The organism is Stenotrophomonas sp. PE591 (assembly GCF_018320795.1).
GTDB classification, from domain to species: Bacteria; Pseudomonadota; Gammaproteobacteria; order Xanthomonadales; family Xanthomonadaceae; genus Stenotrophomonas; species Stenotrophomonas maltophilia.
On the sequence record NZ_JAAOKO010000005.1, the window covers coordinates 23800 to 36719 of the forward strand.

At 58.4% G+C, this 12920-nt stretch carries 13 protein-coding genes; 7 read left to right on the forward strand and 6 right to left on the reverse strand.

Annotated features, from left to right (window positions below; all coding sequences use genetic code 11):
• Positions 1–32: 32 nt before the first annotated feature.
• The 3 genes from JLDANKMP_RS13835 to JLDANKMP_RS13850 all read right to left on the reverse strand — a co-directional run bounded on the left by JLDANKMP_RS13835 (position 33) and on the right by JLDANKMP_RS13850 (position 1826).
• Entirely contained in the window at positions 33–596 is a 564-nt protein-coding gene (locus JLDANKMP_RS13835) for a sigma-70 family RNA polymerase sigma factor (RefSeq protein WP_049429827.1), read from the reverse strand.
• A 14-nt stretch (positions 597–610) separates the two neighbouring features.
• Positions 611–1039, reverse strand: coding sequence for a periplasmic heavy metal sensor (locus JLDANKMP_RS13840; RefSeq protein ID WP_087948687.1), 429 nt, complete (start codon positions 1037–1039; stop codon positions 611–613).
• A gap of 505 nt (positions 1040–1544) precedes the next feature.
• Positions 1545–1826, reverse strand: coding sequence for a hypothetical protein (locus tag JLDANKMP_RS13850; RefSeq protein WP_033836035.1), 282 nt, complete (start codon positions 1824–1826; stop codon positions 1545–1547).
• Between the two features lie 72 nt (positions 1827–1898).
• On the opposite strand from JLDANKMP_RS13850, the gene JLDANKMP_RS13855 reads away from it, so the two are divergent.
• A complete protein-coding gene (locus tag JLDANKMP_RS13855) occupies positions 1899–2513 on the forward strand; it encodes a hypothetical protein (protein ID WP_033836041.1) in 615 nt (204 codons plus the stop codon).
• Positions 2514–4000: 1487 nt separating this feature from the next.
• On the opposite strand, the gene JLDANKMP_RS13865 is transcribed toward JLDANKMP_RS13855, so the two are convergent.
• Positions 4001–5056 (reverse strand): hypothetical protein, encoded by a 1056-nt coding sequence (locus tag JLDANKMP_RS13865; protein WP_158229108.1) that lies wholly within the window; start codon positions 5054–5056, stop codon positions 4001–4003.
• On the reverse strand, positions 5046–7436 hold the full coding sequence (locus JLDANKMP_RS13870; RefSeq protein ID WP_130768356.1) for a hypothetical protein: 2391 nt from the start codon (positions 7434–7436) through the stop codon (positions 5046–5048). Before JLDANKMP_RS13870 ends, JLDANKMP_RS13865 begins: the two co-directional genes overlap by 11 nt.
• Positions 7437–8459: 1023 nt before the next feature.
• Here JLDANKMP_RS13870 and JLDANKMP_RS13875 point away from each other — a divergent pair.
• The 4 genes from JLDANKMP_RS13875 (at position 8460) to JLDANKMP_RS13890 (ending at position 11275) form a co-directional block, all read left to right on the forward strand.
• Positions 8460–9410, forward strand: a complete 951-nt coding sequence (locus JLDANKMP_RS13875) for a DUF2268 domain-containing putative Zn-dependent protease (protein ID WP_212561431.1) — start codon at positions 8460–8462, stop codon at positions 9408–9410.
• A 214-nt stretch (positions 9411–9624) separates the two neighbouring features.
• Positions 9625–9897 (forward strand): hypothetical protein, encoded by a 273-nt coding sequence (locus tag JLDANKMP_RS13880; RefSeq protein WP_005407606.1) that lies wholly within the window; start codon positions 9625–9627, stop codon positions 9895–9897.
• A 157-nt stretch (positions 9898–10054) separates the two neighbouring features.
• On the forward strand, positions 10055–10741 hold the full coding sequence (locus JLDANKMP_RS13885) for a L,D-transpeptidase (protein WP_212561432.1): 687 nt from the start codon (positions 10055–10057) through the stop codon (positions 10739–10741).
• Between the two features lie 201 nt (positions 10742–10942).
• Positions 10943–11275 carry a hypothetical protein gene (locus JLDANKMP_RS13890; RefSeq protein ID WP_343237742.1) on the forward strand — a complete coding sequence of 111 codons (333 nt, stop codon included), beginning with the start codon at positions 10943–10945 and terminating at the stop codon, positions 11273–11275.
• 28 nt (positions 11276–11303) lie between these two features.
• Here the strand turns inward: JLDANKMP_RS13890 and arsH are convergent, their stop codons facing one another.
• Positions 11304–12032, reverse strand: coding sequence for an arsenical resistance protein ArsH (gene arsH / locus JLDANKMP_RS13895; RefSeq protein WP_212561433.1), 729 nt, complete (start codon positions 12030–12032; stop codon positions 11304–11306).
• Positions 12033–12049: 17 nt separating this feature from the next.
• Between arsH and JLDANKMP_RS13900 the strand changes: the two genes are divergently transcribed.
• Both JLDANKMP_RS13900 and JLDANKMP_RS13905 read left to right on the forward strand, forming a co-directional pair.
• Positions 12050–12379, forward strand: a complete 330-nt coding sequence (locus JLDANKMP_RS13900; protein WP_212561434.1) for a metalloregulator ArsR/SmtB family transcription factor — start codon at positions 12050–12052, stop codon at positions 12377–12379.
• A gap of 37 nt (positions 12380–12416) precedes the next feature.
• Positions 12417–12920, forward strand: coding sequence for an arsenate reductase ArsC (locus tag JLDANKMP_RS13905; protein ID WP_099529945.1), 504 nt, complete (start codon positions 12417–12419; stop codon positions 12918–12920).

A 12920-nucleotide genomic window follows, 5' to 3' on the forward strand; every position in this document is an offset into this window, starting at 1 on the left:
TGCGCGGCCTTCCCCTCGAATCCGGCGAAAATTTATTTCCCGCGGCTCAGTGCATCTGTCAGCTTGGCCCGTGCTCTCAGTACGCGACCCTCTATTGTTTTGAGACTGATACCCAGGGCGGAAGCTGCTTCAACCTGGGAAAGGCCGACGAAGGCAGTCAGAACCAGGGCTTCACGCAGGCTCGGGTCGATCGTGTTGAGAACCCTTCTTACTTCTGCGAGCTCAAGCTGAGAGCCGGCAACCTGCTCTGGCCCGGCCTGCTCGGAATGCAGGGCGCGTCCTTCCTCGTCATCCAAAGGCTTGGCCCGGAACAGGAAATGGCGGACGCGTCGAAACCGTTGCGTATCACGAACCTTGTTGATTCCAATACGCATCAGCCAGGGAAGTACCGAGCGCGTCGGATCGTACTCTGACAGGCCTCGCCAAGCGGCAACGAATGTCTCCTGCACGACATCATCGACGTCGGTTTCGGGCAGGCCCATGCCTCGAACCATCTGCTTGATTGCTGGCGAGTGACGGCGGACCAGGCGAGCGAAGGCCTCAGCATTACCTGCCGCAGCTTCAACTGCCCAGTTGTTGTCGTCCTCGATGGTCACAACGTTTGTGTGGCTCAGGGAGAGTCGGTGCGAAGTGCTTCAAGGAGTGCCTTGTCGTAGGCCGGCCGGTGCTCGGGTTTCAAGCCCTCGCGCATCTCGAACACATGCTCGAGCGTGATGCGCTGGAGATCGCCCGCAGCCCGCTCCACCTCACGACTTGCACGTTCCACCTGGGGGTTCCATTTGGGGTCAGCCGCGATGGCGTCCGCCAGCTGGCGGTTGGCAATCCGCAGGCGCGCTTCGATCTCACCTCGCCTTGTTGCGAACAGCTGTTCCTTGGCCTGGAGGATCTGCTTCTCCGAGTCGTCCAGAGGCACCACGGCGTGAAGGCGTTCATGGAGATCGCTGTGCCCAGGATTGAGCGAGTGCCAGGTCCAGCCGATAGCCAGCGCGCACACGACGCCAATGATGGCGCCAGCGATTGTTGCCAGCGGCAGCCTCATGAGGGGTCCGATTGCCATCAGCGTTCCACCAGTAGAGCGTATGGGGACATGGAAGCTGGGGCCGCGACCCATGTCGGGCGCGAGGGTGCCTGGGTGACAAAGAAGGCGGAGCCTACTCCTCCGCAGGTAAGCACCGCCGCGAGCGCGGCGCATGCGAGTGCCCGGCGGAACTCTCGCTTACCGGCCCATTGCGAAGGGGAAGCTTCTTGGGACAAGCGCTGAACTAGCACATCAGTGGCCTGCTCATTGCCGCAGGGCCGAGTGGCAGCCGAGGCCCTTGTCAGCCATTCATCTACGTCACTCATTTGAAGTTCTCCTCATCTGCCCTTCTTTATACGCACGCCAATCCCCCTTCCCCTCAAAGCTGCACATCAGTTCCCTCCAGCATTCGTGCTTGAGTTCCCCAAGTCCCGCCCTGAAGTTCCCCAAGTCCCGCCCTGAACCGTCCAGAAAGCCCTGCTCTGGGCTGGGAGGCAATGCCACCTCAGATCGAGGTCCTGTTCCCCTAATCACCGACCTTGCCGCCCCGCGCCTCAATTTGCTGAGTCAACACCGAGAGCAGCTGCTGGAAGGCCGCGTTGAAAATCCACCCGCCCTCCGGCCCGTGAGCCTCAGTGATCCCAGGAAGAATCGAGGCCCAGGCTCTCGATAACAAGTCTGGATACGGATGCGTGATGATTAGCGTCCGCACCCCGTACTCCAGGGCCTTCAAGTAGCCACGGTGCGCCGCAAGATCTGTCTCGCACGCCTCTAAGCGAGCCTTTAAGTCAGAAATCTCAAAATTCATTCCAATGTGCTTCTAGATGGACAATCGTCACAATCCGCATGATATTGCCGCAAGCCAGTGGAGCGCGCGCACTTGAGTATCCTGAACGTCCTGCTTAGCCCTGAACGGATGCTGGTTGCAGTTGACACTCTCGCCGAGGATGCACTCACCGGCGCCAAATCGTCCGGCGCGAAGTTCTTATTGATTCCACAACACAACGTGGTGCTTGCCTGCCGCGGTAGCACTCAATTCTTCCTTCGGATCTACGCACTTATGCTGCAGGCCAGCTTTCGGGCGGACTTCACAATGGAGCAGCTAGCCAAGGAACTGACATTGGTGATCGACCAGCTTTGGCCTGAGTACGAGAAGGCAGCCCTTGAAGCAGGCCTGTCGAGGCAAACCCTAGGCACCGAACTGGTACTTGGAGGGTGGTGCCCACGCGCCGGACGAATGATAGCCACCGCCTACGCCAAGTCCAACAGCACCGCAGCAACGGTGGTGCAACCCTTGGTCGGAGGTCTGGCGTCACCCGGCGAGCCCTTGCGGGCCATGCCTGACAGCTTTGCGGCGGATGCGGTAATTGAGGCGGGCAGGATTCAAGCGGCATGGTTAAACAGCGCCGCTGGCCGGCAGGTCGCAGGTGGTCGCCTGCTGGCAATCGACCTGCGCCAAGGGCGATCGGTCGTCCAAGATCTTGGACAGCTCTGATGCTCTGCGCATCCGTCGACGTAGCAAACAGCACTTATGCCACCCTTCGGCACTATTGCTGACACCTCGCAACCGTGGAATGCACTCGTGTTCGTCAGGCAGACGGGGCATCTAAGACCAAGAGACTTCTAAGACCACCAGGAAGGCTTCAGCTCATAGATTGGGTATACGAGCTACGCCCTTCATCCCTCCCACTGGGAGAAGAAGGCTACAGGCAAGTTCCGCGGATCGCACGATGTTCGATGCGACATCCATCTCGATGTGGATTCGTTTTGCCACGGCTTCGGATATCAGCAGCTGTCCTTGTAGCGAAAGTTTCAACTGACATGCAAGACGAAATGCTCTGTTTATCGTTCTTCGCGAAACACCGCGAATCATCATCTGTTGCCGCCTTAGCCGGACCGCATAGTGAGCGTGGTGGTGCGGTAGGCCAGACTTGAACGACCCTCGTCTTCCGCTCAGCTGCGCAAGCACCTGGAAGGATGGAAGGACGCACTGGTCATCACCAAGCAGAGCGTCAATCAATCGAGCAAACTCTCTTCGCTCATCTGCCACTCGACCGCGTCCTAGTGGGAGCTCCGGATTCGATCCAATTCCAGGCAGAAGTTCGGACGCAGATTCGATAGGCTGGAGAAGAATGTCCAAGACAGAAACGCACTGATTTGCCGATAGATTGAGTAGCTCATTGAACTCTAATCGACTCGGATCATTCCTTCTAAAGAGTCTGAAGCAATTCACTCTAGTCCAGCTCTTGTAGTCAGAATAGCTTGCAGGCAAGCGTGCAGGAGGTCGGTAATCCAACTTTCGCCCCTCGCCTCTAGCCACGACTGCCTCTATAAACACCTCCAAGTTCGAGAGTTCAAGCCTCTGATTTGGATGATTTGAGCACCAAGAGATCAGTTCCTCTATGCACTGATTGATCCAGCGCTGAGTCGGGTTCGCCGAGTCAAAGCGTGTGCGCCTGTCTAGGCGATCTCCGCAGGATGGGCACTTTCTCAATGCAATGCTCTTCAACTTCCCGAGTCCACAATTGGAACAGCTGTTCTCAATCCTGGCGTCGTGCAGCGAGCAGTGAGAATAAGCATCGAAGCTCCAAATCAGCCTCTCTGTGGCGCTCTCGTCCATATCGCTAGCTCCGATGCAAATCGGACACCAAGCGGCGTGTCGACTCCAGCTCGCTGCCCTTGAGGAGACGATCTCTGAGAGTCCATACAAAGTAGCACCGACAAGTGACTGCCCAGTCAGCTTCTCTAGTGAACGCGCACGCCGTACTGACACAGGCCCGAGCCCATCGAGTCTGCGCTGATCAATGTATCTAGACGGCACCTCCGACGAGTGGGTGTCGATAAGCTGAAGCATCTTGCACCACGAAATTCCGCTGAGCTTAGCCAAGCGATTTGCGTATCCATTGAGCGACTCTGTCCAGGGAGTACCTGCATCACGAAGCTCAAGAGGTGGAAGTACCGTCCATCTTGGTGGTTCCATCCTCACAGATCGCCTTCGCTAGGCAATGAGCCCTTGATGGTCAAGAAGTCCGCTAGGCGTAGAGAACGCTTGCCATCGGCAAGTCTATTGAACGCGTCTATCTCTCCCCAGAGCAGCCTGTGATTCCTTTCGGTTCCAGACGCTGCTCGCAGATGCCCGAGCTCGATGGTATTGGAACCATTGCGACAACGCTCTTCATTCGCCCGCATCAAGTACCGCAGAGTTGGGCCAAAAATTCCTCCTCCATTGAGAGCAATGAGCTCTAGGTTTTCCTGGAGAAGGCTACCTTTTGAAAGTGGAAATCCCTTGCCGATCGCCTTGATCAGAGAGGCGTAGGATCGCAGGTCGTCATTGTCATTCAGACCGTACGGACGCATATAGAGAACGTCAGATCTATTGAACACCTCTTGGGAATCCTCATAGAGCGTGGACGCTTCATGGGTTCCTATCATGATCGCCACACAACCAATTTCTTCAACAAGCGCCATGATGCCAAGCATGTAGTTGCGTGAACTCTGACTCTTCGGAACCCTGCAGATGTTCGCAGCCTCCTCTATGACGATGTACCTCAATCCGCGAATTCTAGACATGCGCTCAAACGAAAGACGAAGGTCTCTCTCCGCTGTTCTCGCGCGCACTTCACGCCAGAACACTGAAGAGGCTCGCCGCTCTGCGGCCACGTGCGTTTGGTCAGGATCGCCACCGGTTTCCATAGCATTAGTCCAGCTAGTGTCGGGCTCAGTTATTTCCTGATGTAGGCGCAAAGCGAAGTCTTTCGGATTGAACTTGTCGCCCTGATTCAGGATTGCCCTTACGGAGATCAGCGGCAAGTGGCCTGTTGGCCAAAGTTGGGGATTTCCTCCGAGCTCAGGCAACAGCTGCCGACGCAACTCGCTCTTTCCTGACCAGGAGGGCGCTATCAACCAAACAAAGTCTCCTGGCCGAGCTCTCGAAACTGATTTCAGTAGGCTGTGCTGGGTAGTTAGAAAGCGCTGATGTGGTATGAAAGGGAAGCTCATCTCATCAGCTGGAAAATGGGGCAGGATGCTAGCGTCCATGCGAATCCCCTTCCACAATGAGATCGGGGAGCTCATCAAAGTTGACGACCAATCTCGCTTGAACCTTCGATCGACTCGCATTTGGCGGGGCTTGCGTTTCCTTTCCACTTGCTAGCCCCATATCATTGGCTCGCTGCCTGGCGTTGGCCATGCTCGTCCTCTCATAGTTCTTACGCTGCAGCTCCTCCTTCTTGCTCTCAACATCCGGCGTGATGAACTGCTCCCACATTGCCTCGAAGTGACGATCCTGCTCGGAGTAGTGACCAATCTCCGAGACCTTCGAGCACCATGCCTTGTAGCGTCTCTTCGTGGTCTGAATCCAAACGAATGAAATATCCTCAGGATCACGCCGAGCACTGAGGATCTTCTCTTCATGCGCGCGCGACGCGAGATCCGCGTTCGTGTAGCTTCTCCTCCAGTGTCTGATCCCCCTTGTTCTTTCATAAGAGCATGATTTCAATTTCACTGAAGTTTGAAATAGGAAGTCATCGTCTACAACCGTTGGTATTCCAGAGTTTGGAGCAGTCAACTGACTGTTCTCAAATCGCTCTCGCGCACCTGCGAAGCCATCCACGGGCATCTCGGGCATCAGGCTGTACAGAAGGTGGTGAATTTCGGATTCTACGGTCGAGAAATCTAGGCGCGCGGTCGATCTGCTTTTGAATTTTCCATCGACACTTCTACCGGCTTTATCTGGCTTTGTGCTCCCAATCAATTTGTGGCTGACCATGGAATTGATAAGCCCTTGAACCGTCTCACACTGTGAGTTGAAGCGACTCGCGCCTGTCGGCACTGTGAGTATGGAGATGCCATAGGTTCGACAGAGATCACCTAAGGCTGACTTCAGATCAGTGCCTCGATCGATCACGATTGCGTGTGGAAGCTTCGCGTGCTCGCGCACATAGTTCCTCAGCAAAATTAGTGGCCCTTCGCGCCGAGCGGGACCGAAGACAAAGGCATGGGCCATAACCTTAGACGACGCTTCGTCACGGCCGCAGTACAGTACCGGGCAGTGGTCTTGCTGCCCTTCGTCTTCTTGTGTAAAGACTCGGTTGTCAACCTTGGTTGCATCGATGTGCAGGACAGAGTGCACAGCAAGCGCTTGGCCTGATCTAACCCGAGCGTCGGAACGCGGCCTATTTGCTTGATAGTTTCGCTTACCGCCGACAGCAAGATCACGTTGCCCCCTTGAAACGGATCGAACTCTTCTGACGAGCGCCTTCCGGCCAGGCACAGGAACGCCAGCGCACTCGCACTGCAGGGCTAGCTCACGATACAGATCGGCTAGCGTCGCAACCTTACCCTTTAGCCAATGTGAGCCAATGACTCCGCGTACAAGTTCTGATTGCGCGTGAGTGAGACGACTGGATCGGTTCCCGCACTTTGCGTAGTTGGTGATGAGATCATCTAGAGGATTGCGACCCTCTGCGCGCGCTAGTCTCACCCGCTCCTCCAACTTCCTCATCTTGGGTGTCGCTCGCTTTCCTTCACGAGCAAGGCATTCAAGCTTCTTCAGCCTTGCAACTGCCTTTGCCACATCAACTGAACTTGCGAGCGCAACTGGGCCGCTAGCTTCGGCATACAGGTTGTTGATGTTCTTACAGCACTCGGCCGCAATCGCCTCCGCCTGCTCTTGACTTAGGCTTAAGAGAAAGTTGCGCGTATCGGTAATCGGTATGTGCCCTATGGGCCCGTGGACTAGCCTATCCGCCAAGAGTCCTGCTGCGACCCCAGCGTTGAACCAAGGGATCTCTTCCATAAGAAACGCGATGCTTTTTGGCCCCATGTAAAGCTGCTTTTCCACCGCAGCAAAGCCCTCTCGGCGCACCATTGAGAGATCTTCATCCCAGTTTTGGTAGATGAACTGCAAGTTCCTATGGTATCGGCTGATGTTGCTGGGTGAGGCCCAGATCTTGTACTCGATCCCATGGGATGCTGCCCATCGCTCATACACCAGATTGCGATATTTCCCACCGTCCAGCACCCACTCTTCGGGCTTTCTCTCCACAAGAGTGCTGAGCTTGGAGATGGGCTTACATTCCACGATTTCCACGGAGGACCGTCGAACCACAAAGAAGTCTGCATGGGCGGTGCACACATGATTGCCGCGCCTTATGCCACGACAAGTGACCTGGCAAACATATGAGATGACGTCAGGATCAATTTCTAGCTCATATGCAAATGTTTGCTCGACTGTATGGCTTTCCAGCCTGCGAACATCGCGACACTTTCTTGAATAGAAGTCGACGACCACATTGTCCAGTGCATAGGCGCCAACGCTGCGCCCTGGTTCCTGGCCAAAGAGCTCGAGTGCGAAGGACCTATCTTCTACTGATAGATCTAGCGTTCTTAGATGATCCCTCAGCTGATCTGGGGTCATTGCCATCTCCCTCATGGTGGGAGATGGCTGCACGGCCCCCTCCCGCTTTGACGAGCACTTGAAAGAAGCACGGGTCGGGAGTAGATTCAGCTACGCGGAACTAAGCGCTAGCTGCGAACAAGCCCTGGCCTGCCAGCCAGGGTTTGTTGTTTCTTCTCCCCAGAGATCTTTCTTACTTAGCTCATTGCACGGGCTCCTTGATAGGTGCCTGCCGAAGGGACAAACGTCCACGGCGACCTGGAAAGTTCACCGCTTCGATGCCTAAGCGCCCCTGCACTGCAGCTCGTCTACCTGCATCTAGGCTACGGAATCCAAGTAGCTGCCTGGCATCCCCCACGCGAACACAGATCCCAGACTCATCAACGATCCTGTCTGCCAGTTCCTCTTCTGAGGACGCTTCAAGTGCCGCTCTTTGCAGGGAAAGTGCGTTCATTCCTCCAACATACGCAAACCAATGCTCGTTGCAAGCTCGTTGAGTCCCTCTGCATTTCGCAAGCCATAAATGGTTATACCTCCTTTAAAATCAATCCATTACAATCCTTGAAGCCTTAGTACGTCGAGCGTTCTCCGGACGAGTCGAATGCTAGATTGGAGCCCATTGCGCGAGTGGAACTAACAGTGGCTTTTCATTTGTGGGTCCATGCCACATTGATTAGCGACTTCTTGCATTGCGCGTTGCGTCCATCCGAGATCCGTGCTGCCTCACTAGGTTCAGCCACGTCTTCACAACCTTGCATCGGAATCCAGGTAGGTGGCAGACGCCAGCAGACTGCACGGTCTGGAGAGCGGATATTCATTCGCGTACCCATAGTTGGTTCAGCTATGAAAGAAGTCTCCAACTATGCAATCATTTCCTTCGATATCAATTAGCTACGCTACGAGCGCCCCGACTATGGGGCCAAAGTGCTAATAGTCGGTGAATGTAGAGCCTCGGCTGCACCCAACTATGAGGCCAAAACGCGCTCTAACTATGGGCACGTGGCTACGCTGTCGGCTTCTTACGCGCACCACGCTCGATACTTGATGCGGGCACTGATCCTGATCGCCTCGCCGGTTGCGCTGCCGCAGGCACAGGCGGCTGAGCGCATCGTTGCTACCGGGCACATCGTCGTACAGACAGACGATGTCACGCGCTTCTTCAAGGTGCTGGACGCCAACCAAGGGCGCCCAAGCGCCGATGATCTGCAACACGGCTATCTGGATGCGGGTACGGATGCCCTGCGCAGCTTCACCGACCGCCGTATCGGCTCGATGGAGCGGCTGGCCAGGGCCATCCAGGACAAGCCGGCATTGTTTGCGAAAGCGAGAACCTGCGCGACCGCATTGCCATCGATCCGCACGCGCGTCGCCGCTGCCGTCGATCGACTTGGCGCCCTGTTGCCGTCTGCGCGCTTTCCCCCGGTCACCGTACTGGTGGGCCGCGGCAACAGTGGTGGCGTGACTACCGAAGCAGGTGTGGTCATCGGACTGGAAGCACTGTGCAACGCCGACTGGATGCAGACCGACGTAGGTGACCGCTTCGTGCATCTGATCGCGCATGAGTATGTGCACGTGCAACAGCCCGGTGCACGCGTGGACATCGAGCAGCCCACCCTGCTCTATCAGACCCTGCTGGAAGGGGGCGCCGAATACGTGGCCGAACGGATCTCCGGGCAACCGGCCAACGCGCATCTGCAACGTTGGACACAGGGTCGCGAGTGTGCGCTGGAGCGCGCGTTCCTGCAGGACAGCATGGGTACCGATCTTTCGAGGTGGCTGTACAACGGTCCCGGCGACGATGCGCGCCGCGGAGATCTCGGCTACTGGATCGGCTATCGCATCGCCCATGCCTATGTTGCGCGCGCGGCCGACACGCGCAGCGGCGTCGCCGAACTGCTGGATGTCCAGCCTGGGAACGCTGCAGCGCTGCTGGAAGCAAGTGGATGGCAACCTGCGTGCGGAGCAGGCGGAAGCACGCAGACGCGCATGCCGTGATGCCGGCTTCATGCAGGTGAATGGGTAACGTTTAACAGGCACAAGGCGCTCCGCCGATGCAGATCAGTTCGCTTGATCCCGCTTGTTAAGGTTTGTTGATCTACAGGCCTTCACAGCCCATCCACGTACTCAAATTCCAGCTGAAAGCACGGGCTAGCGCCGGGAACAAACGCCGCTATATTCCAGCTTCCCCAGACGAAGGAGGGAGTTGGAAATGAAACTGACCAAGCAGCACATCAACGCAGCACGCGCCATCACCGTCGCCATCGTGGCCACCGTAAGCCTCGGCGCTTGCGCCACCTACAAGGACGAGTTCGCAACCATCAACTCGCGCCTCGATCAGCTCGACGTAAAGGTGCAGGGCGCTGCCCAGAGTGCCGAGTCCGCCAACCAGTCGGCGCAGCAGGCCAACCAGCGTCTGGACCAGATCGAAGGCCGCGTACAGCAGCTTGAAAGGGCACCGGCCGGTCGCAAGCCGCGCGGCTGATAGCTCCCTCATCCTTTGAATTGATCCACCTCTGTACCGGGAACCAGTGGCCTTCGCCGGCCACTGGCATCCTTCCACCCAGGATTGCATTGCAAGGAGCCGTCCCATTCGTACCTCCTCCTCCCCTGCACGCCGCGTCCTCCATGCCGCACTGGCGTTGGCACTGGTCGTTGCGTGCAGCGGCGTAGCCAACGCCAGGGACAAGGACGCACCTGCATCACCGGTAGCCGCCGTTGATGAACTTCCGGCTGACCAGAGCGTGTCCGAAACGGTGATCGAGCTGGCCGGCTGGGTCGTCGCCAGCAAGGACAACCAGGGCTATCCGTTCGCAATCATGGACAAGGCCGCCGCGCAGGTCCTGATCTTCGGCGGCGACGGTAAGCTGCGCGGCGCGGCACCGGCGCTGTTCGGTTCGGCCATCGGTGATCACTCGGCCCCTGGTGTTGCCAAGCTCGCACTGAGCGCGATTCCCGGCCATGACCGCACCACCCCTGCCGGCCGTTTCATTGGTGGCTACGGCCCCTCCGACGATGCCGGGCGCGTGCTGTGGGTGGACTACGATTCCGCCGTCTCGATGCACCCGCTGCCGCCAGGCACCCCGAAAGAGAAACGCGCCCAACGGCTGGCAACGCCGACGCCGGACGACAACCGCGTCACCCACGGCTGCATCAACGTCTCGCCCGCGTTCTACGAGCAGATCGTGCAGTCCACGTTCGAGAAGGGCGGTGTGTTCTACATCCTGCCGGACAAGGATTCGATCGCGAAGACGTTCCCGGAGTTCGCGCAGAGCCGTGGCGCCGCAGATGGCGACGAGAAGAAGACCGCACAGCATGCCGGCGAGTAGAGCGTTCCTGCATCCGCCTTTGTCGCTGCGGCGCACGCCTTGACCGAGCCTGCCCGCCCGGGCAGCTGCGATGCACCGTCGGCTGCTGGAAAGTCGCCTGCGGCTGAGGCAAGGCGCCATCCCTTGGGAGCCAGCACGCTGGCATACTGCGCCCGTTGATGATCCTGCGAGGCAATGTCTGCCTCGTCCAAGAGGCCGCCGGTGGACCTACTCTTCCAGTTTCTGCTGAGCACGATGGGTGGCGTATTCGTCTTCCTGTTCTTCGTGGCGCGCGAGTACCTGCGTGGCCTGGGATGGCTGCTCGGTTCCTGGGATCCGAACATGGGGCACGCGACCGAAGATGAGCTCATTTCGAAGGCCAATCGCAGCGCCTTGCTGATTGCGGCGGTGCTTCTGGCGTGGGCCTTCATGGGCCCTTCTCCCTACCGCCACAACTGGGAAATCGAAGTAATGGGCATCGGCGCCGGCATGTTGCTGGCCTATGTGGTGATCATCCGCCTTGCAGGTTCAAGGGTGAAGAGGCTGCTTGGGTGAGCGTGCCTCACATCAGCACCAATGAGGATCAGGAAGCCGTAGCCTCTGCAGCCCGCGCCAATGCCGCGGCGTGCGTGTCGCCCTTCCTCTCGCTGTAGCGGTCTACCAGGTAGTCCGACCGGCCCCGCGTCAGCAGCGTGAACTTCACCAGCTCTTCCATCACATCCACCACCCGATCGTAGTACGGCGAGGGTTTCATCCGGCCGTCGTCATCGAATTCCTGCCAGGCCTTGGCCACCGATGACTGGTTGGGGATGGTCAGCATGCGCATCCACCGGCCGAGCACGCGTAGCGTATTGACGGTGTTGAACGACTGCGAGCCGCCACTCACCTGCATCACCGCCAGCGTCCTGCCCTGCGTGGGCCGCACGCTGCCATCTTCCAGCGGCAACCAGTCAATCTGGTTCTTGAACACGCCGGTGACCGTGCCATGCCGCTCGGGGCTGACCCAGACCTGGCCTTCCGACCACTGCGACCACGCATGCAAGCGCTGCACTTCGGGGTGGCTCATGTCCACGCTGTCCAGCATGGGCAGCGCATGCGGATCGAACACGCGGGTTTCGCACCCCAGGTGGCGCAGCAATCGCTCGGCTTCCAGTGCCAGCTTGCGGCTGAACGACTGCGGACGAAGCGAGCCGTAGAGCAGGAGGATGCGTGGTGGCCCCAGATCTGCGGCGGCAAGCTGGCGGTGATCGGGCTGGGGCAGTGAGGCGTCTACCAGGTTCGGCAGGTGGGCACTTGTGACTGGCTTATTCATTCGACTATTCTAGAAATATGGAAATGTCGAATGCAATCGCCGCCCTCACCGCCCTCGGCCATGCCACCCGCCTGGCTGCCTTCCGCCTGCTGGTGGAGGCTGGCCCGGCAGGTCGCATGGCGGGCGACATCGCCACGGCCCTGCAGGTGCCCCCAGCCACGCTCAGCTTCCACCTGAAGGAGCTGGTGCAGGCCGGGCTGGTGGAGAGCGAAAGCCAAGGCCGCCATGTCTGCTACCGCGCCAACTTCGATGCGATGAACGGCTTGATCGAGTACCTGACGCACAACTGCTGCGCGGGCTCGCCAACCGAGCAATGCATGCCCACGGCGCCCGCCTGCAAGGGCTGACCCCACACAGATCCTCTCCTCTCAAGGCAATTGCTCCATGACCCGCAATGTCCTGTTCCTCTGCACCGGCAACAGCGCCCGCAGCGTGCTTGCCGAAGCCACCCTGCGTGCATGGGGCGGCGATCGCTTCACCGCCTTCAGTGCCGGCAGCCAGCCCACCGGCCAGGTCAATCCGTTCGCGCTGGCACAACTGCATGCCGAAGGAATGCCCATTGAAGGGCTGCGCAGCAAATCATGGGACGAGTTCGTGGATGCAGCGCCAATGGACCTGGTCATCACCGTGTGTGATGCCGCTGCTGCCGAAGCTTGCCCAGTGGTGTTCGGTGACTTCATCCGCAGCCATTGGGGCCTGCCCGATCCGGCGGCTGTGGCAGGCAGCGATGCCGACAAGGCCGCAGCCTTCGCGCTGGCCCATGCCATCGTGAAGGCGCGACTGCGTGCATTGCTCGCCTTGCCTGACTCATTGTGGTCCGACCGCGAAGCGCTGCAGCACGCGCTGGATCAGATCGGCCAGTTGTTGCCGGCCGACGGCGCGCAGTAA